Source organism: Methylosinus sp. H3A (assembly GCF_015709455.1).
In the GTDB taxonomy this organism is placed as follows: domain Bacteria; phylum Pseudomonadota; class Alphaproteobacteria; order Rhizobiales; family Beijerinckiaceae; genus Methylosinus.
Window position 1 is genome coordinate 2,663,307 of the sequence record NZ_JADNQW010000005.1, and the last position, 16,583, is coordinate 2,679,889.

Here is a 16,583-nt window from a genome sequence, read left to right on the forward strand (position 1 = left end):
CCTATGGACACGCCGCATCCGAACCGGACGTAGGAAGCCAACCTTTCATGGAGATAACATGGAGCGGCGAGGGCGACGATTTCGGCTCCCGGCGGGCGGTTGCGTTCCGCGCGCGCTTTGTCTTATGGTCCTCGCCTTCGCATGCGGCGGAGCGACGGAACAATGTCTCGTATCATGACGCCGAGCGGCGCGCCTCCCGGGCGCTCGCCGAACGCCGGCCACGGCTCTACTCGATGCGCGTTCTGCTAGTCGAGGACGAAGCGGAGATGGCGCATGCGCTCGCGCTGCGGCTCGGGCGCTCGGGTTTCATCGCCGATCATGTCGGCGCCTTGGGGGATGCGCGAGAGGCGCTCGCCTGCCATCGCTATGGGCTCGCCATTCTCGATCGTCGCTTGCCGGACGGCGACGGCCTCGAGCTTTTGCCCGAATTGCGCCGGCTGCAGCCGGACGCGCGGATTCTCATTCTGACCGCCTGCGAGGCGGTGAGCGAGCGCGTCAGCGGCCTCGACGCCGGCGCCGATGATTATCTCGCCAAGCCGGTTGATTTCGACGAATTGATGGCGCGCGTGCGCGCCTGTCTGCGCCGCGCCCCTGGAGCGGTCGCGCCGCCCGTGGTCATCGGCCGCCTCTCCTTCGATCTCGCGGCTCGCGAGGTTCGGGTCGACGGCGAGCCCGCCGTGCTGCATCGGCGCGAGCTCGCGCTGCTGGAGACGCTGGTGCGCAGCGCCGGCCGCATCGTGCTGCGTGGCCGGCTGGTCGAGGAGGTCTATGGCTTCGACGACAATGTCGACGTCAATGCGCTGAACATTCTGGTGTCGCGTTTGCGCAAGCGGTTGAGCGATCTCGGCGCCGAGGTCGAGATTCATGCGGCGCGCGGCATAGGCTATATGCTGGCGAGAGCCTCGCCATGACGCGCCGGCGCTCGCTCGCGCTCCGCTTGATCGTCTATCTCGCGATCGCGCAGATGGGCGGCATGTTGCTTCTCGTGCCGATCACCGATTTCCTGATCTCCGCCTCCGGCATGGCTCCCGGCTGGGAGGTCGCGCCCGACGATTGGGGCGAGCATCGCATCTATGGATTGGTCGCCGGCTCGGTGACGCGCGCCGAGACGGGCGAGGCGATCCTTGAGCCGAGCGCTGCGCTGGGCGCCTATCTCGAGACCAATCCTCAGGCGCGTTACGCGGCTTTCGACTGCAGCGGCGTCGTGCTGCGCGGCTCCTCGCGCGAGCTCGTCGACGCGCTCGGCGGGCTCGATCGTATTCGCGCCACGACGCTGAAATTCAAGATTCCGGGCGATCCCGATCCACGCGCGCGCGGTTTCCTGCGGCGGGCGCCGGCCGCGTCCGGCGCATGCGCCATAGCGGCTTACAGCTATCGTTTCGCCTGGGACGATCTTTTCGCGGTCGCGGCCTTGTTTCTCACGCCGCACAGCGCCGCGGTCGTCGCGCCCGCCGTGCTATGCGCTCTCGCCATCGCATGGATCGTCGTTCGCCGCGGTCTCGCGCCGCTGCGATCCGCCGCGGCCGATGTGGCGGCGATCGATGTGAACACGCTGCACAGGCGCATAGACGTCGAGGAAGCGCCGAAAGAGATCGCGCCCTTCGTCGAAGCGGTCAATGACGCGCTGACGCGCCTCAATGCGGGAATGGCGGCGCAGCGCCGCTTCACCGCCAATGCGGCGCATGAGCTGCGCACGCCGATCGCAATCATGCGCGCGCATGCGGACAATCCTGACGACGCCGTCTTTCGTCGCGATATGAAGCGCGACATTCGTCGCGTGCAGACGATCGTCGAGCAATTATTGGCGACCGCGCGATTTTCCATGCGCGACGCCTGCGCCGATGTGGACATGGATCTCGGCGAGGCTGTTCTCGCCATGGTCGCCGATTATACGCCGCTTGTGATCGAGAGCGGACGGCGTATCGAATTCGAGCCGCCGTCGGAGCCGACCATCGTCAGAGCGGACAGATGGGCGCTCGAATGCGTCGTCGCCAATCTGCTCGACAATGCGCTGCGCGCCGAGCCGGAAGGCGGCGTCATCGAGGTCCGAGCGCTGTCGACGGCGGTGGTCGAGGTCGTCGACCACGGCGCCGGCGTTCCGCTCGCGGAACGCGACAAGATTTTCGAGCCGTTCTGGCGGCGCGACAATAAGAGCAATGGAACTGGTCTCGGCCTCGCGATCTCGAAGACGCTCGCCGAGCAGATGGGCGGATCGATCGGCGTGGATGCGACGAGCGGCGGCGGCGCGACCTTTCGAATTGGTCTGCGCAAGAGCGTCGTCGCGCCGCCGATCGCATCTTTCGGCCGGGTGGAGCCCCAGCGAGCGGAAGGCTCTGTCGGCGCGCGGCGCGGAACCGCTTGACGGCCCCTGCGTTGTTCCGTATATGTTCCTTCGTTCGTCAAACGTTCCGTGCGTAAGTAAACAAGTCCCCTAGAGTTATACGCGTCGCATCGAGGCTCGCGGTCGCGAGGCGCCCCAGTGTCGCGCATGGGCGCCTCGCCGTCCGCGGGCCGAAGCGAGGCCGGCGCCGGCAAGGAGATTGTCGCCATGGCGAGCTCGGCGAAACGTCTGATCGAGAAATCGGAGAAAAGCGATCGGCGCCAGGCGGCGCAGCGCAGCCGCGAGGCGATCGGCGCGATCGTGAATTTTTCGTCCGAGGAGGTTCCGATCGTCGATCCGGCGCGGCGGCGCGGGCGCGGCGCGCTCTCCAATGAGAGCGGCCGGTTCGAGCGCGAGCGGCGCGTCGAGACCGACGACGGCTGGAACAGCCTCGAGGAGCTCGGCGAATTCCGCACCAATGTCCATGTCGAGAAGGCGAAGACGATCGTGACGCGCAACGACTCGCCGGACATCTCCTTCGATCGCTCCGTCAATCCCTATCGCGGCTGCGAGCATGGCTGCGTCTATTGCTATGCGCGGCCGAGCCACGCCTATATGGGTCTCTCGCCCGGCCTCGATTTCGAGACGGAGATTTTCGTCAAGGAGGGCGCGGCGCAATTGCTCGAGCGCGAATTATCGGCGCGCAATTATTCGCCCAAGACGATCGCGATCGGCGCCAATACGGATCCGTATCAACCGCTCGAGAAGCGCTATCGCGTCACCCGCGGGCTGCTCGAGGTGGCGAGCCGCGCCGATCATCCGATCGGTATAGTGACGAAATCGTCGCTGGTCGTGCGCGACATCGACATTCTCGCGCCAATGGCGCGCAAGGGCCTCGTCAAGGTCGCGATCTCGGTGACGACGCTCGATCCGGCGCTGGCGCGGGTGATGGAGCCGCGCGCCGCCTCGCCCGAGCGGCGCCTCGCGACGATCGAGCGGCTGGCCGAGGCCGGCATTCCCGTCGCGGTTCTGGTCGCGCCGATCATTCCGGCGGTCAATGACGCGGAAATAGAGACGATATTGACGCGCGCCCACGCCGCCGGAGCGCGGGAGGCCGGCTATGTGATGTTGCGCCTGCCGCTCGAGCTGCGCGAGTTGTTCAGCGAGTGGCTCGTCACTCATTTTCCGGCCAAGGCCCGGCATGTGCTGTCGCTCGTGCGCTCGGCCCGCGACGGCAAGCTCTATGATCCGTCCTTCGACAAGCGCATGACGGGCGAGGGGCCCTACGCTTGGATGATCGGTCGCCGTTTCGAGCTCGCGGCGACGCGGCTCGGCTTTTCCCGCACGCGCTTGCGCGCCGATCTGTTCCGGGCGCCTCGCAGTGACGCCGAGCAGCTCAACCTGTTCTGAGGCGGTCGCGGAAAGATTGCCTCGATCCGGCCACTGTGTTTTTTTCAGCCGCCCTTTTTTCGACGAAGCCGAGCGAGCATGCCCCCCCATTTTCTCACCGAGACGCGCGTTCTGCGCGATTACGGCCGGCCCGTGGCCGGCGTCGACGAGGTCGGGCGCGGGCCGCTCGCCGGGCCTGTCGCGGCGGCGGCTGTGATTCTCGACCCCGACCGCCTGCCGGACGGCGTCGACGATTCGAAAGCGCTGTCCGCCAAGGCGCGGGAGCAGGCCTTCGAGCGCATCGCCGAGAGCGCGCTGGCGATCGGCGTCGCTTTCGCCAGCGTCGAGGAGATCGACGGGCTCAACATCAGGCGGGCGAGCCTGCTCGCCATGGCGCGGGCCGTCGCCGCGCTTCATCTCGCGCCGGGATTCGTTCTCGTCGACGGCCGCGACCTGCCCAAGCTCGCCTGCCCCGGCGAGGCGATCGTAAAAGGAGACGCTCTCTCTCTTTCTATCGCCGCGGCGTCGATCGTCGCCAAAGTCGTTCGCGACCGCCAGATGCGCCGGCTCGCCGCGCTCTACCCCCATTACGGATTCGAGACCAATGCGGGCTATGGCACGCGCGAGCATCTCGCAGCCCTGCAAACCCATGGGCCGACGCCTTTCCACCGCATGAGCTTCGCCCCGCTGAAGGAGGCGCGCCGCTGACTCGCGAGCGAGCCATGACGTTTCGTAAACATCTGGTGAAGTTGCGATTTCTTAACGAAGGCGTGCGGAAAAGAGACAGTCGCGCACCGGCTCTCTAAACCCGGCTTTTACCGCGATCGGGCAATGTTCGCAGCGTTGGTTGCGTAGCCGGTGATTGTTCATGAGTAGCGCGCGCGTCGGGGCGGCCCGCCCCAAGTCCCAGATAAAGGTCTCGCGTACTGGGACGTCGAATTTCGGGTCGCCTCGCGCGCCGAAGCGCGCGATTCTTCGCAACGAGGTCGTCATCGGCGACAGCGTCGAGGTCATGCTGAGTCTGCCGGAGGCGAGCGTCGAGCTCGTCTTCGCCGACCCGCCCTATAACCTCCAGCTGGCCAACAGGCTCACCCGGCCGGACCAGAGCGTCGTCGATGCGGTCGACGACGATTGGGACAAATTCACCGATTTCGCGGCCTATGACGCCTTCACCCGCGATTGGCTGGCGGCGGCGCGGCGGGCGATGAAGCCCAACGCCACTATTTTCGTCATCGGCTCCTATCACAATATATTCCGCGTCGGCGCGATCATGCAGGACCTCGGGTTCTGGATCCTGAACGACATCGTCTGGCGGAAGAACAATCCCATGCCGAATTTCCGCGGCCGTCGCTTCACCAATGCGCATGAGACGCTGATCTGGGCGGCGCGCGACGCATCGGCGCGCAATTACACCTTTCATTACGAGGCGTTGAAGGCCGGCAATGAGGATTGCCAGATGCGCTCGGACTGGTTGCTGCCGATCTGCTCGGGCGGCGAGCGGCTCAAAGACGCGAGCGGCCGCAAGACCCATCCGACGCAAAAGCCCGAGGCGCTGCTCGCGCGAATCCTGCTCGCCGCGTCAAATCCGGGCGATCTCGTGCTCGATCCCTTTTTCGGCTCCGGCACGACCGGGGCGACGGCGCGTCTGCTCGGCCGCGACTATCTGGGCATAGAGCGCGACCTGACCTACGCCGCCGCGGCGCGCGCGCGAATTGCGGCGGTCTCGCCCCTCCCGGCGGAAGCGGTGGCGCCGGCGCCGTCCAAGCGCAATGAGCCGCGCGTCGCTTTCGCCAGCGTCGTCGAGGCGGGGCTCGTCGCCCCCGGCGCGACGCTCACCGATGCGCGCCGCCGCCACACGGCCGTGGTTCGCGCCGATGGCGCGCTGGCGATCGGCGCGATCGTCGGCTCTATCCATAAGACGGGGGCGCTGGTTCAAGGCCTGCCCGCCTGCAATGGCTGGACATTCTGGCATTTCGAATCGGGCGCCGGATTGGCGCCCATCGACGATTTGCGCGCGGTGGCCCGCGCGCGACTGCACGACGCCGCGGAATAGTCGCGCCGCGACGAACCGCGGCGGAGCGCGAGCTGCGGGGTGACGGATGCGCGCAGAAAACATTTTCGTCGATCTGCCGGAGAAGGCGGAGCAAGAGCAATTCTTGCCCCTCCTCGCCGCGCCGGGCGTGCGCGTCGAGCGAATCGTCTCCTTCGGCCAAGCCAGCCCGCCCGGCTTCTGGTTCGATCAGGACGAATCGGAATGGGTGCTCCTGCTCTCGGGCTCCGCGGGCCTGCGCTTCGCGGACCGGGAAGACGTCCTGACGCTCGCGCCCGGCGATTATCTCGAGATCGCCGCGCATCGCCGCCATCGCGTCGAATGGACCGATGCGGCGTTGCCGACCGTCTGGCTCGCCGTCCACTTTCGCGCCAAGGGAGCCTGACGGCGCGACAGTCTGTCGGAAACCGCCACTGTTATATACGCGACAATATAGGTTCGCCGATTGTCCGAGCGCGATCTTATTTTTTATCTTATTGAATATAAATGAATAATAGACTGCGTAAGCGCTGGCGCGCGGCTTGCTTCCTGCCTTATAGATCAGGAGTGAGCGATGCGCCCTCGACACGAATTCGCGACGCCGCGGCGGAAGCGCCCATTGGCCGTCATTTTGGGAACGAATGAGATCGCCTCGGCGGTCGCCGTCCATATGAACCGCATCGGCTGGGCTTGCGTGCTCAGCCATGATCCGTTTCCGCCGGTCATCCGTCGGCAGATGGCGTTTCACGATTGCCTCTATGGCGAGAGCGTCACGCTCGAGGGGGTCGAGGCCGAGCGCGCCGACACCACGATCGAGCTCGTCGAAATCCTCGACTGCACGACCAAGGTCGCGGTGACGCCGCTGCAGTTCCACGATCTCGTGGCCATTCGCACGGCGCATGCGCTGGTCGACGCGCGCATGCAGAAATATCGGGCCACGCCGGATCTGCGGCATCTCGCCAAGGTCGCGGTCGGGCTCGGCCCCAATTTCGCGGTGGGCCGCAATTGCGACATCGCCATAGAGACCAAGCCCTCGCAGGCGGGCGTCATCGTCCATGAAGGCGCGACCGAGCCCGCCGACCATATTCCGAACCGGCTGGGCGATGTCGGGGAGGAGCGCTTTTCCTATTCCCGCAAGCCAGGCCTGTGGCATTCGGCGGTCGACATAGGCGTTCTCGTGTTCAAGGATTTCGTCGTCGGCCATTTGGATGGCGAGCCCGTCACCGCGCCGCTCGACGGCGTGCTGCGCGGCGTCGCCCGCGACGGAGTCCACATCCCTGCCGGGGTCAAGCTCCTCGAGATCGATCCGCGCGGCCGCTCGGCGAAATGGACCGGCATAGACGAGCGATCGGCTCTGGTCGCGAGCGGCGTCGGCCGGGCGATCCGCATCGAGCTCGCCAAGCGCGAGGCGACGCCGATCGAAGGACCATTCGTCGCACACTGACACTCCTGTTCCCAATGTGACAGGAGCGTCGTATTTCAGCTATATTTTGTTCGATACAGATCGCGGCGTCGTAGGAGGCCCGGGACGATGCGAACAGACATGGATGCGCCGCAGGTCGGCGTGATTTTGAAGCTGCCCAATGGCGGAGTCCTCGCCCCGGCGGATCTCGAGCTGATCGATGCGGTCCGCAAGGAGCGCTCGATCATCGGCGCGAGCCGGGCGCTTGGCCTGTCCTATCGCAAATGCTGGCTGTCGGTGGACGCGCTCAACCGGACCTTCGAGAGTCCGGTCGTGGCGACTTTTCCCGGCCGGCGCGAGGGCGGGGCGGAGATCACGCCTTTCGGCGAGCGGCTGGTGAGCGTCTATCGCTCCATCGAGCGCCACGCCGCCAATTCGGCCAAGCGCACGCTGGACGAGATCATCGGCGCGCTCGACTGGTCCTTTCAGAAGTCGGCCAGTGACGCGGAAACGGAGCCTCGTCGGGATCGAGCGTCCGGCCGCTGACCGCGACTGTTTTGATCATCGCCCAGGTCGAGAGTCCTTCGACCAGAGCGAGCCGCTCCACCGATTCATGGGTGATCAGCGCGTCGATGCGCGCGCCGCCGAGCGAGAGGCTGGCGCGCGTGAAGGGCGGCGGCAGGAAATCCAGCTCGAGGATTTTGCCCGGCAGGCGATTGAGAATGGACACGTCCATCGGCCGCGAGAGAGCGATGGAGACGTCGCGCGCGTCGATCTCCACTTCGATCGCCGTTCCGACAACGGCGTCGACCAAGGGCACGCGCAATTCGCCGCCGGCGAAAAACAGCGTGGAGAGGCCTGCGTCGGGGTCGTGACGCAGCACGCGCGCCGGGAAAATCGACACGTAGTGGTGGGTTCTAGCAAAGAGCGGCGTCGTTTTGTCCAGCATGATCGCCGAACTAGCGAGAAATACGCCAATCTCATATTTTCGTAAGGGAAATCATGCTCGCGCGTCGACTGGCCAGAGGCCAGGACACGGACGCCGCTCGGCGGCGTCCGTCTCGATTCTTCAGTTCGGATTGCGGGCGGCGATCGCCTCATATTGCTCGCGGGTCAGACGGAAATAACCGCGGCCGCCGGCGCGAGCCTCATATTTGTCGCCCGCGCGCTTGCACAGAAGATTGAACCAGGCCTGCTTGTCGAGATGGGCGGGAAGGCCGTTGATCTCCCAGACGGTCGTATCGGGGCGGAAACGCACCATGACGATGACGCTGTCGCCGACAGCCGTCGCGACGCTGGCGTCTTTTTCCACCGGCTCGACAGCCGCGGGGACATTCGTGACAGCATGGCCGACTTCCGTCGAGACCTCTGAAGAAACATTCGGTTGCACGTCGTCCTCCATCTTCGCCGCGTTTCGCGGAGCTCTCCGATTGGTCGGGCGTTCGACGGATCGGCCGAGCCGGCGTCCGCGCCCGAACGTTTCTTTCTACGTCAGCCGTATAGAAGAGTATATTGCAAAAGTTCCAGACAAGGGCGATTTCGGCTGCGGCATAAGGTCACCCTCGGCTGTCCCCAGAGCGCCGCGGCGGGCGGCCGGATGGCGCCGCTTTCGCAGGAAAGGCCAGATTCTTGCTTGATCGCCCAACCCGTGTCACTTCAGCCGAAGAGAGCCGTCATGTCCGACAGACATTCCTGCGTCCTCATTCTCGGCATCGGTGAAACGGCCTCCGCCATAGCGCGGGAGCTGTTCCTCGCCGATCATATCGTCGCCCTCCACGAGTCCGCGCCGCCGCCCGATCTGCGCCGCAAGATGACCTTTTCGGACGCTTGGTTCGACGGCTCGAGCGTGCTCGAGGGCGTGGAGGCGCGCCGCGCCGATCTCGTCGCCGAATTCATGCTCGGCCTGCGCAGCCGCATGTTCCTGCCGGTGCTGACGCATCCGCTCAACGAGATTCTCGAGCGCTGGCCGTGGGAGGTCGTCGTCGACGCCGAAATGACGCCGCGCAAGGAGCCTTTCTCCGTCAAAAGTCTCGCCGGTCTGACGATCGGCGTCGCGCCGGGCTCCTCGCCCGGCGAAAATTGCGACCTCGCCATCGACGCCTTCGGCAAGGATCCGGGCGCGATCCGCAGGCCCGGCGACGGTCCGGGCCCGAGCGCTGAGGCCGAGCCGGGGGAGGCCGAGCCGGTGCGCGCGCCGGTCGCCGGACTCTTCAAAATGTTCAAGGACATAGGCAATGTCGTCGAGGCGGGCGAGGCGTTCGGCGCGATCGACGGCGCGCCCGTCGTCGCGCCCTATGGCGGCCGCATCCGGGGAATCATAAAGCAGGGCAGGGCAGTCACCATCGGCACGCCGCTCGCCGACATTGCGGCCTCGAGCGGCGCTCAGGTCGCCGGCATGAGCGCGCGCAACCGGCTCATCGCGCGCGGGGTTTCTTTCGCCATAGAGATGCAGGCGGAGGGCTGGACCCCCTTTTCCTGGGATGCGTTTCTGGAAGGCGGCGGCGGCCTCTCGATCTGAGGACGCCGGCCATCCGCATCAGCGCGGCGGCAGCCGCGACGGCTTGCCGTCGGCGCCGGTGAAGGGAAACAGCCCGCCCTGGAAACATTGCGACATATGTGTCGCCTTGGCGATGGCCTGCTCGGCCTCGGCTGCGGGGAGATTTTCGCGAACCGATTGCGTGAAGAGCTCGAGCCAGCGCGCGAAATGCTCGGGCTCGACCGGCAGATCGACGTGAACGGCGAAGGGATGGCCCTCATAGCGCTCGGTTCCGAGCAGCGCCTTCGACCAGAAATTCGCGATGATATCCAGATGATGGTCGAGTTCCGGGATCGCGCCGAAAATGGGCGCGAGCAGCGGGTCGGAAAGCCCCTTGTCGTAGAAAGAGCGAACGCAGGTGACGATCGCGGCTTCGATCGACGCTACCTCGGCGTCGACGCTCACTTCGGTGGAAGCTGACATTGTCTCTCATCCTATTCCTTTGACGATACAGCAAGGCGTGCGCCAACGCGCGCCGAGCGGCATTCTACTGTTTCGGCTCTCGCTCAGCCGGCGTTAAAATGCACCGTGCCGAATTGGGAGACGTCATAGCCGCCGAGCCGCGCCGCGCGCGCCGAGAACGCCTCGCTCGCGCAAAAGCGCATGAGCGTTTGCCAGGGCGGATCGAAATAGGCTTTGCGCCAGACGACGAGATCGAAGCGCTCGACGATCTGCGGCGAGAAATCGAGGCCGAATTGGCGTGCGCTGGCCTCGAGGCCGAGGCCGATGTCGGCGCGGCCCGCGGCGATCGCCGAGGCGAGATCGGTCTCCGAGCGCTCCACCGCGGGAACGAGGCGCAGATGCTCGCGTTTCATCCCCTCGCTTTCGAGCAGCTGTGACAGGACGAGCTCGCTGCCGGCCTCCGGCTGGCGCGATTGGAAGTCGAGGTCGCGCGCATCGGCGAGCCCCGTTATGCGCCGCGGAAGTCCCTTGCGAAACATCAGCCCACGGCGGCGCTTCGCCCATTCTACGACGACGATCGGCTCGCCCGCGAGCCTGCGGGCCACCGTCTCTATATTCCAGCCGTCGCCGGGCTCCGGAATATGCAGGCCGGCGGCGACGCATCCGCCCGCGGCCGCACGCTCCAGCCCGTCGAGCGCGCCGTCGAGCAGGGCGGCGACGCCGCAGCGCGATTCGCGCAAAGCCCATTCGAGCAGCGGATCATGACCGCCGGCGACGACGAGCGGGCGCGCCGCCGTCGCTTCCGCGCGGGGGGCCCGGCCGCTCGCGCCCGCGGCCAGCCACTCTTCGATTTCCACGCGTGGAAACAGAAGCTTGCCGGTGACGCGGCGCACCGGCAAAGCGCCTTCCGCGGCAAGATCATAGACCTTGCGCTCCTTGACGCGCAAAAGCGCGGCGAGCTCGCGTGTGGTGAGAAATTCTGACATTGTGCATTTTTTCCGAGACGCGGAAAATTAACATGGCATATGGCCGGCGACAATCTCGCCGACTCGCCGAAAAGCGCGAAAAAAGACCACTCTGCGCGCGATGACGAGAGGATAGGGTGCGGCATTTTCATGTGAAATCATGTAAAAGACTCTCATCTAGGCAAAATATATGCATAACTAGAGCAGGGCTCGCACATCCGGGCCGATCATCGGAGTCGTTCTCATGGTCAAAATGCCAAGTCTGGCGTTCGTCGCCGCTTTTCTGTCGCTGAATTTCACTCCCGCCTTCGCCGAGGCGCCCGCGGCGGGCGCGGCCGCCGGCGCCAAGACAGTGACGGTGTTCGCTGCGGCGAGCCTCAAAAATGCGCTCGACGACGCCGCCGCCGCCTTCAAGAAGAAGACCGGCGTCGAGGTGTCGATCAGCTATGCGGCCTCTCTGCCGCTGGCCAAGCAGATCGAGTCGGGAGCGCCGGCGGACATCTTCATCTCGGCGGATGTCGCCTCCGCCGATTATCTCTCCTCGCGCGGTCTCTTGAAGGAAGGCACGCGCGTCGATCTGCTCGGCAATAGCCTCGTCCTCGTCGCGCCGAAGATCGCGGGCGGCAAGAAGGTCGCGCTCGAAAAGGCTGCGCTGCTCGGCGCGCTCGGCGATAGCGGACGCATCGCCACGGGCGATCCGGCCTCCGTGCCGGTCGGCAAATACGCCAAGGCGGCGCTGACCAAGCTCAATCTGTGGGAAGATCTCGAATCGCGCTTCGCTTTCGCCGAGAATGTGCGCGCTGCGCTGCTGTTCGTCGCGCGCGACGAGGCGCCGCTCGGCATCGTCTATCTGACCGATGCACATTCGGAGCCGAAGGTCACGGTCGTCGCGACCTTCCCGGCGTCCTCGCATCCGCCGATCGTCTATCCCTTCGCGCAGACCGCCTCCTCGACGAGCGAATCGGCGGCGAAGTTCTTCGCCTTTCTGAAGGGCCCGGAGGCCGCCGGCTTCTACAAGAAGCAGGGCTTCGCCGTTCTGCGCTGACAGAGCGGAGGCGCCGGGACGGCGGGGCGTCCCGGCTTTTCGGCATTCCCTCGCCGCCGCTCCGAGTCTATCCTCGGGCGGCGAGGGATCCATGACCATTGCGCAAAATCCGAAAGAGGCTTCGCGGACGGCCGCGCCATTTCGTCTCGACCGCGCCCGTCTCGCCGATCTGGCGGATGCGGCGCTCGCCGCCGCGCGTCTCGCCGGAGCGAGCTACGCCGACATCCGCATCGGCGAAACGCGCCGCCAGTTCGTCCAGGCGAAGGAAGAGCGGCTCGACGAATTTTTCGAGAGCTCCAGCCCCGGTTTCGGCCTGCGCGTGCTGGTCGACGGCTGCTGGGGCTTTTATGGCGCCCGCTCGCTCGAGCCCGGCGCGATAGCCGCGGCGGTGGAGCGCGCCATCCATAACGCCCGCGCCGTCGCGCCGATCCGCGTCGCGCCCGTCGGGCTGGAAGAGACCGAGCCTCACGAGGCCGAGTGGATCATGCCGCTCGGCGTCGATCCTTTCGCCGTCGACGCGCCGTCCAAGGTCGAGGGCCTCGTCGCGATCAACGCCGCCGCGCTGGCCGCGGGCGCGGATTATTGCGTCTCCTCCTTCGCCTTCGCCACGGAGGAGCGGCTCTTCGCCGACAGCCGCGGCAGCCGCATCTTTCAGTCGCGCACGCGCACGCAGCCCTCCTTCGAGGTCACCGTTTTGGACAAGGGCTCGGGCCGTTATGCGACGCGCGAGAGCCTCGCCCCGGCGCGGGCCGCGGGTTGGGACTATGCGCTGTCCTGCGACCTCCTCGGCGAGGCGCGTCAGGCCGTCGAGGATGCGCGCCGCAAGCTCGATGCGCGGCCCGTCGAGGCGGGCGTGACCGATGTCGTCATCGACCCCACCAATCTCTGGCTCACCATTCATGAGACAGTCGGCCATTCCACCGAGCTCGATCGCGCGCTCGGCTGGGAGGCGAATTTCGCCGGCACCTCCTTCGTCAAGCCGCATATGCTGAACATTCTGCGCTTCGGCAGCGAGCTGATGACGATCAAGGCCGATCGCTCGCAGGAGGGCGGGCTCGCCAGCGTCGCTTTCGACGACGATGGCGCGCCGCGCGAATGCGCCGAATTCGAGATCATCTCCAAGGGCGTGTTCCGCAATTATCAAATGGCGCTCGGCCAGGCGCATCTCATCGGCGCCGAGCGCTCCAACGGCTGCGCCTATGCGGATGATCCGACCGCCTTCCCCATTCAGCGCATGCCCAATATCTCGCTCGCGCCCAATCCCGAGACTTGCTCGCTGAAAGAGCTGATCGGCGGCGTCGAGAAGGGGCTCTATATCGTCGGCGCGGGAAGCTGGAGCATCGATCAGCAGCGCGACAATTTCCAATTCGGCGGGCAGATGTTCTACGAGATCCGCGACGGCGAGCTCGGCGAGCCCGTGCGCGACGCCGCCTATCAGGGCCGCACCATTCCGTTTTGGAATTCGCTCGACGGTCTCGGTGATTCCTCCACCTACCGGCTCTGCGGCACTTTCACCTGCGGCAAGGCGGAGCCGATGCAGCTCGCGCCGGTGTCGCATGGCGCGCCGGCGGCGCGCTTCCGCGGCGTGACCGTGTTGAACACGGCGCGCGACTGAAGTCCTTCACGTCGAAGGCCTCCCCCGCTTCGCGGGAGAGGGAAGCGGCAAACGCTACACGAGATCTCCATGAAGCGCGCAATCTGCCCCCTCTCCCGCGTAGCGGGGGAGGGTCGGGAAGGGGCTCGAGCGCCCTTCACTTTGGTTCGACGCAGATTGCTGATCGCGAGCGAGGCGATCTCTCAGAATTTGAACTTCACGCCCCCTGTGAAGGCGCGGGGCGAGCCGGCGACGACCCCCGCGCCGGTGGAGTTGGCGAGCAGCGGGCCGGGCGTCTGCACGCCATTGGTCAGCGTGTTGGTGGTCGCCGTCGCGCCGGCGATATAGGTGCGGTCGAACAGATTGTCGATGTTGAAGTAGAGCTCGACATTCTTGATGTAGAAGTTCTGAATGTCGCGGCTGTAATGAAGGTTCAGATTGACGATCCCATAGGAGGGCGCATAGAGCAGATTGCCGACGTCGAGCGCGTATCCGCTCTTGTAGACATATTCGAGATAGGCGCCGAGGCCTTTGAAGGCGCCGTCCGGCTGATCATAGCCGATGCGCGTCGTCAGCAGATGCGGAGGCACGTTGGGAATTTTGTGTCCCTGGCGATCGAAATACTGGCCGGAAATCTGCTCCACATAATTGGTGGAGAACTGGTCGTTGTGGGAATAGGCTGCGAGGAAGCGCCAACCGTCGAAGGGCCGCCAATCCATTTCGGCCTCGACGCCGCGATGGATCGCGCTCGGTATGTTGACGTTATAGACCATCAGAAGCGGGAAGGGGCTGGTGAGCTGCAACAGCTCGTTGCGGAACCATTCGTTATAGCCTGTTACGCTGAATCGCAGCCGCTCGTTCGGCGTCCAATCGACGCCGGCGTCGACGCCCATATTGGTCTGCGCTTTCAGCATCGTATTGTTTCCGGCGCCGGTCGCCGTCGCGGTCAGATTGCGGAAATTGGGCGTGCCATAGCCGGTGGCGTAACGCGCGCGGAACTGCCATTCCGGGCTGTAGCGATAGGTGAGCGCGGCTTCCGGAGCGGTGTTCCAATAATCATTGTCGGCGGCGACATCGAGCGCGCGTAGCGCCGTTCCGTCATTGGCGAGATTGTAGACGGTGTTGACGCCCCAGGCCCGGTTCCAATTGGAGCTGAAGCCGATCGCCGCCGTGAGATCGGGCGTGAGCGCGATCTCCTCGCGCGCCCTGAGACCGATATTGGAATGATAGGAGCCGATCTTGCCCGTCGGCGCGCCGCGCATGCCGTAATTCCAAATGTTCGGAACCTGGGCGAATGAGGAATAGGTGGATTTGAGATTGTCGTAGAAGAAGCCGAGGTAATGCGTCGCCGGCAGGCCGAACAGCGAGCCGTGATTGGTCACATCGGTCGAGACGGCGAAGCCGACAGCAGGCCCCGTCGCCGCCACCGGACCGCCCGGGCCGCCGACGAATTTCGGCGGAATGAGCGTTCCGCTCGCGGTCTCCATCAGATCATAGCTGACCTGCGTGCGCCATGTGGTGTTCTGGTCGATATCGTGCTCCCAGCGCAGGCCGGCGATGTCACGATAAATGTGCATATGCGTGCCGAACTGATCGACGCTGCCGCGCGTCGTCGCGCCGCTTATTCCATTGGCGTATTGGGTGAGATTGTTGCAGAGCGCCGAATTGGCCGTGACCGCGATCCGACACCCGTAATTCCGCGAGAACGGATTCAGATAATAGGAGGTGAGGGAGAGGCGGTTGGAGGTCTGCGAGAATGTCTGACTGAAGGCGAATTTGAGCGTGAAGCGGTCGGTCGGCGTCGGCGACCATGTGCCGAGGAAATTGGCGTTCTGGAAGGCGTGGGCGTTGTGGGTGAGATAGCTGTCGCCGCGCCAATCGGAGGCGAAGAGCGAGAGATCGAGCTCGCCGAAGCTCTTGTCGACGAGCTTCTTGCCGGCGCGCATGTAATTATTGATGTAGCCGTAGCTGCCGAATTCCGATCCCGTCTCGAATCCGTCGATCTCGGCGCCTTTGAAGGAGCGGAAATTGATCGCGCCGCCATAGGCGTGATTGCCGAACATCGCCGAGGACGGGCCGCGATAGACGTCGAGGGCGCCGAAGGAATGCGGGTCGAGGATTTCCGAGCGGCCTTCGCCGTCCGACGTCACGATGGGGAAACCGTCCGAGAACATCATGATGTTGCGCACGCCGGGCGCGCTCACGCGATTGCCGGAGCCGCGGATCGAGATGACGAAGTCGCGCGCGTTCTGCCCCTGGCTGAAAGTGACGCCGGGGCTGTAGCGAAGCGCGTTCTGCACCGTCGACATCGGCGTCGCCTTCTGGAATTTGTGATCGACCGTCGTCACCGTCTGTCCGGGCGGATCGCGATAGATCGGCTCTTTGGCGCGCTCGGCGTCGAAACCCGGCGCGTTCGAGGCGCCAGAGCCTCTTTTCTGCTCGGCGCCGATGTCGATCGGCGGCAGCTCCGCGCCGTTGGCGTCGGTCATGGTTCCGCGCGCGGCCTGGGCGAGAATGATGGAGACGGAGCGGCCGTTTTCCGAGAGGCGATACGAGAGGTCCGTGCCGGAGAGCAGGCGATCGAGGCCTTCGCGGATCGAATAGCTGCCCAGGACGCCGGAGGTGCGGACCCGCTCGGTGAGGCGCACGTCGAAGACGATATGCAATCCGCTGCGGTCGGCGAAGGCGTTGAGCGCCGTCTCCATCGCGCCTGCCGGAATGCGATAGTCACGCAGCTGGCCGCCGCGCTCTTGCGGCGAAATCGACGCCTGCGCGCTCGTGACCGGGGCCTCCACGCCGAGCGTCATCGCGCTCAGCGCCAAGGCGATCGCCGTCGAACTCATGTTCACGCCCTTGCTCGCACGCTTTTTTCTCGCCATGGCCATTTCGTCCCGCCGTCGC

At 65.4% G+C, this 16,583-nt stretch carries 17 protein-coding genes; 11 read left to right on the top strand and 6 right to left on the bottom strand.

Features of this window, described 5'->3' with window-relative positions; translation table 11 throughout:
- Positions 1-233 precede the first annotated feature (233 nt).
- From IY145_RS15425 to IY145_RS15440, 4 genes are all read left to right on the top strand, one after another.
- Entirely contained in the window at positions 234-911 is a 678-nt protein-coding gene (locus tag IY145_RS15425) for a response regulator transcription factor (RefSeq protein WP_196409020.1), read from the top strand.
- Positions 908-2,362, top strand: coding sequence for a sensor histidine kinase (locus tag IY145_RS15430; protein WP_196409021.1), 1,455 nt, complete (start codon positions 908-910; stop codon positions 2,360-2,362). The genes IY145_RS15425 and IY145_RS15430 overlap by 4 nt, the downstream gene beginning before the upstream one ends.
- 186 nt (positions 2,363-2,548) lie before the next feature.
- Positions 2,549-3,730, top strand: a complete 1,182-nt coding sequence (locus tag IY145_RS15435) for a PA0069 family radical SAM protein (protein ID WP_196409022.1) — start codon at positions 2,549-2,551, stop codon at positions 3,728-3,730.
- A 78-nt stretch (positions 3,731-3,808) separates the two neighbouring features.
- Positions 3,809-4,417 carry a ribonuclease HII gene (locus tag IY145_RS15440; protein ID WP_196409023.1) on the top strand — a complete coding sequence of 203 codons (609 nt, stop codon included), beginning with the start codon at positions 3,809-3,811 and terminating at the stop codon, positions 4,415-4,417.
- A 51-nt stretch (positions 4,418-4,468) separates the two neighbouring features.
- Here IY145_RS15440 and IY145_RS15445 read toward each other — a convergent pair whose 3' ends face one another.
- Positions 4,469-4,723, bottom strand: coding sequence for a hypothetical protein (locus IY145_RS15445; RefSeq protein ID WP_196409024.1), 255 nt, complete (start codon positions 4,721-4,723; stop codon positions 4,469-4,471).
- Between IY145_RS15445 and IY145_RS15450 the strand changes: the two genes are divergently transcribed.
- The 4 genes from IY145_RS15450 (at position 4,722) to IY145_RS15465 (ending at position 7,686) form a co-directional block, all read left to right on the top strand.
- Positions 4,722-5,762: a site-specific DNA-methyltransferase gene (locus IY145_RS15450; protein ID WP_196409025.1), complete on the top strand. Its 1,041-nt coding sequence runs from the start codon at positions 4,722-4,724 to the stop codon at positions 5,760-5,762. The genes IY145_RS15445 and IY145_RS15450 overlap by 2 nt on opposite strands.
- Positions 5,763-5,808: 46 nt before the next feature.
- Positions 5,809-6,144: a cupin domain-containing protein gene (locus IY145_RS15455; RefSeq protein ID WP_196409026.1), complete on the top strand. Its 336-nt coding sequence runs from the start codon at positions 5,809-5,811 to the stop codon at positions 6,142-6,144.
- Between the two features lie 168 nt (positions 6,145-6,312).
- A complete protein-coding gene (locus IY145_RS15460) occupies positions 6,313-7,182 on the top strand; it encodes a xanthine dehydrogenase (protein ID WP_196409027.1) in 870 nt (289 codons plus the stop codon).
- Between the two features lie 87 nt (positions 7,183-7,269).
- Entirely contained in the window at positions 7,270-7,686 is a 417-nt protein-coding gene (locus IY145_RS15465; RefSeq protein ID WP_196409028.1) for a winged helix-turn-helix domain-containing protein, read from the top strand.
- Here IY145_RS15465 and IY145_RS15470 read toward each other — a convergent pair.
- Both IY145_RS15470 and IY145_RS25765 read right to left on the bottom strand, forming a co-directional pair.
- The gene (locus IY145_RS15470) at positions 7,601-8,089 is read right to left on the bottom strand and encodes a TOBE domain-containing protein (protein WP_196409029.1); all 489 of its coding nucleotides are present in this window, start codon (positions 8,087-8,089) and stop codon (positions 7,601-7,603) included. The two genes, IY145_RS15465 and IY145_RS15470, sit on opposite strands and share 86 nt — an antisense overlap.
- Positions 8,090-8,209: 120 nt before the next feature.
- A complete protein-coding gene (locus IY145_RS25765; RefSeq protein WP_246722054.1) occupies positions 8,210-8,530 on the bottom strand; it encodes a hypothetical protein in 321 nt (106 codons plus the stop codon).
- 285 nt (positions 8,531-8,815) lie between these two features.
- Between IY145_RS25765 and IY145_RS15480 the strand changes: the two genes are divergently transcribed.
- Positions 8,816-9,658 (top strand): hypothetical protein, encoded by an 843-nt coding sequence (locus IY145_RS15480; protein ID WP_196409030.1) that lies wholly within the window; start codon positions 8,816-8,818, stop codon positions 9,656-9,658.
- An 18-nt stretch (positions 9,659-9,676) separates the two neighbouring features.
- Here IY145_RS15480 and IY145_RS15485 read toward each other — a convergent pair whose 3' ends face one another.
- Together IY145_RS15485 and IY145_RS15490 are read right to left on the bottom strand one after the other, a co-directional pair.
- Complete coding sequence (locus IY145_RS15485) at positions 9,677-10,099, bottom strand: group III truncated hemoglobin (RefSeq protein WP_196409031.1); 423 nt, start codon at positions 10,097-10,099, stop codon at positions 9,677-9,679.
- Positions 10,100-10,182: 83 nt separating this feature from the next.
- Complete coding sequence (locus IY145_RS15490; RefSeq protein WP_196409032.1) at positions 10,183-11,064, bottom strand: helix-turn-helix transcriptional regulator; 882 nt, start codon at positions 11,062-11,064, stop codon at positions 10,183-10,185.
- A gap of 223 nt (positions 11,065-11,287) precedes the next feature.
- On the opposite strand from IY145_RS15490, the gene modA reads away from it, so the two are divergent.
- Together modA and IY145_RS15500 are read left to right on the top strand one after the other, a co-directional pair.
- Complete coding sequence (modA, locus tag IY145_RS15495; RefSeq protein ID WP_196409033.1) at positions 11,288-12,088, top strand: molybdate ABC transporter substrate-binding protein; 801 nt, start codon at positions 11,288-11,290, stop codon at positions 12,086-12,088.
- 91 nt (positions 12,089-12,179) lie between these two features.
- Complete coding sequence (locus IY145_RS15500) at positions 12,180-13,703, top strand: TldD/PmbA family protein (RefSeq protein ID WP_196409034.1); 1,524 nt, start codon at positions 12,180-12,182, stop codon at positions 13,701-13,703.
- Between the two features lie 182 nt (positions 13,704-13,885).
- Here the strand turns inward: IY145_RS15500 and IY145_RS15505 are convergent, their stop codons facing one another.
- Positions 13,886-16,561, bottom strand: coding sequence for a TonB-dependent receptor domain-containing protein (locus IY145_RS15505; RefSeq protein ID WP_246722056.1), 2,676 nt, complete (start codon positions 16,559-16,561; stop codon positions 13,886-13,888).
- Between the last annotated feature and the right edge of the window lie 22 nt (positions 16,562-16,583).

What these genes read in the sequence shown, in the direction of transcription:
- IY145_RS15425 (WP_196409020.1), top strand. Translation starts at nt 234, where the DNA reads ATGCGCGTTCTGCTAGTCGAGGACGAAGCGGAGATGGCGCATGCGCTC.
- IY145_RS15430 (WP_196409021.1), top strand. Translation starts at nt 908, where the DNA reads ATGACGCGCCGGCGCTCGCTCGCGCTCCGCTTGATCGTCTATCTCGCG.
- IY145_RS15435 (WP_196409022.1), top strand. Translation starts at nt 2,549, where the DNA reads ATGGCGAGCTCGGCGAAACGTCTGATCGAGAAATCGGAGAAAAGCGAT.
- IY145_RS15440 (WP_196409023.1), top strand. Translation starts at nt 3,809, where the DNA reads ATGCCCCCCCATTTTCTCACCGAGACGCGCGTTCTGCGCGATTACGGC.
- IY145_RS15450 (WP_196409025.1), top strand. Translation starts at nt 4,722, where the DNA reads ATGCTGAGTCTGCCGGAGGCGAGCGTCGAGCTCGTCTTCGCCGACCCG.
- IY145_RS15445 (WP_196409024.1), bottom strand. Translation starts at nt 4,723, where the DNA reads ATGACCTCGACGCTGTCGCCGATGACGACCTCGTTGCGAAGAATCGCG.
- IY145_RS15455 (WP_196409026.1), top strand. Translation starts at nt 5,809, where the DNA reads ATGCGCGCAGAAAACATTTTCGTCGATCTGCCGGAGAAGGCGGAGCAA.
- IY145_RS15460 (WP_196409027.1), top strand. Translation starts at nt 6,313, where the DNA reads ATGCGCCCTCGACACGAATTCGCGACGCCGCGGCGGAAGCGCCCATTG.
- IY145_RS15465 (WP_196409028.1), top strand. Translation starts at nt 7,270, where the DNA reads ATGCGAACAGACATGGATGCGCCGCAGGTCGGCGTGATTTTGAAGCTG.
- IY145_RS15470 (WP_196409029.1), bottom strand. Translation starts at nt 8,089, where the DNA reads ATGCTGGACAAAACGACGCCGCTCTTTGCTAGAACCCACCACTACGTG.
- IY145_RS15480 (WP_196409030.1), top strand. Translation starts at nt 8,816, where the DNA reads ATGTCCGACAGACATTCCTGCGTCCTCATTCTCGGCATCGGTGAAACG.
- IY145_RS15485 (WP_196409031.1), bottom strand. Translation starts at nt 10,099, where the DNA reads ATGTCAGCTTCCACCGAAGTGAGCGTCGACGCCGAGGTAGCGTCGATC.
- IY145_RS15490 (WP_196409032.1), bottom strand. Translation starts at nt 11,064, where the DNA reads ATGTCAGAATTTCTCACCACACGCGAGCTCGCCGCGCTTTTGCGCGTC.
- modA (WP_196409033.1), top strand. Translation starts at nt 11,288, where the DNA reads ATGGTCAAAATGCCAAGTCTGGCGTTCGTCGCCGCTTTTCTGTCGCTG.
- IY145_RS15500 (WP_196409034.1), top strand. Translation starts at nt 12,180, where the DNA reads ATGACCATTGCGCAAAATCCGAAAGAGGCTTCGCGGACGGCCGCGCCA.
- IY145_RS15505 (WP_246722056.1), bottom strand. Translation starts at nt 16,561, where the DNA reads ATGGCGAGAAAAAAGCGTGCGAGCAAGGGCGTGAACATGAGTTCGACG.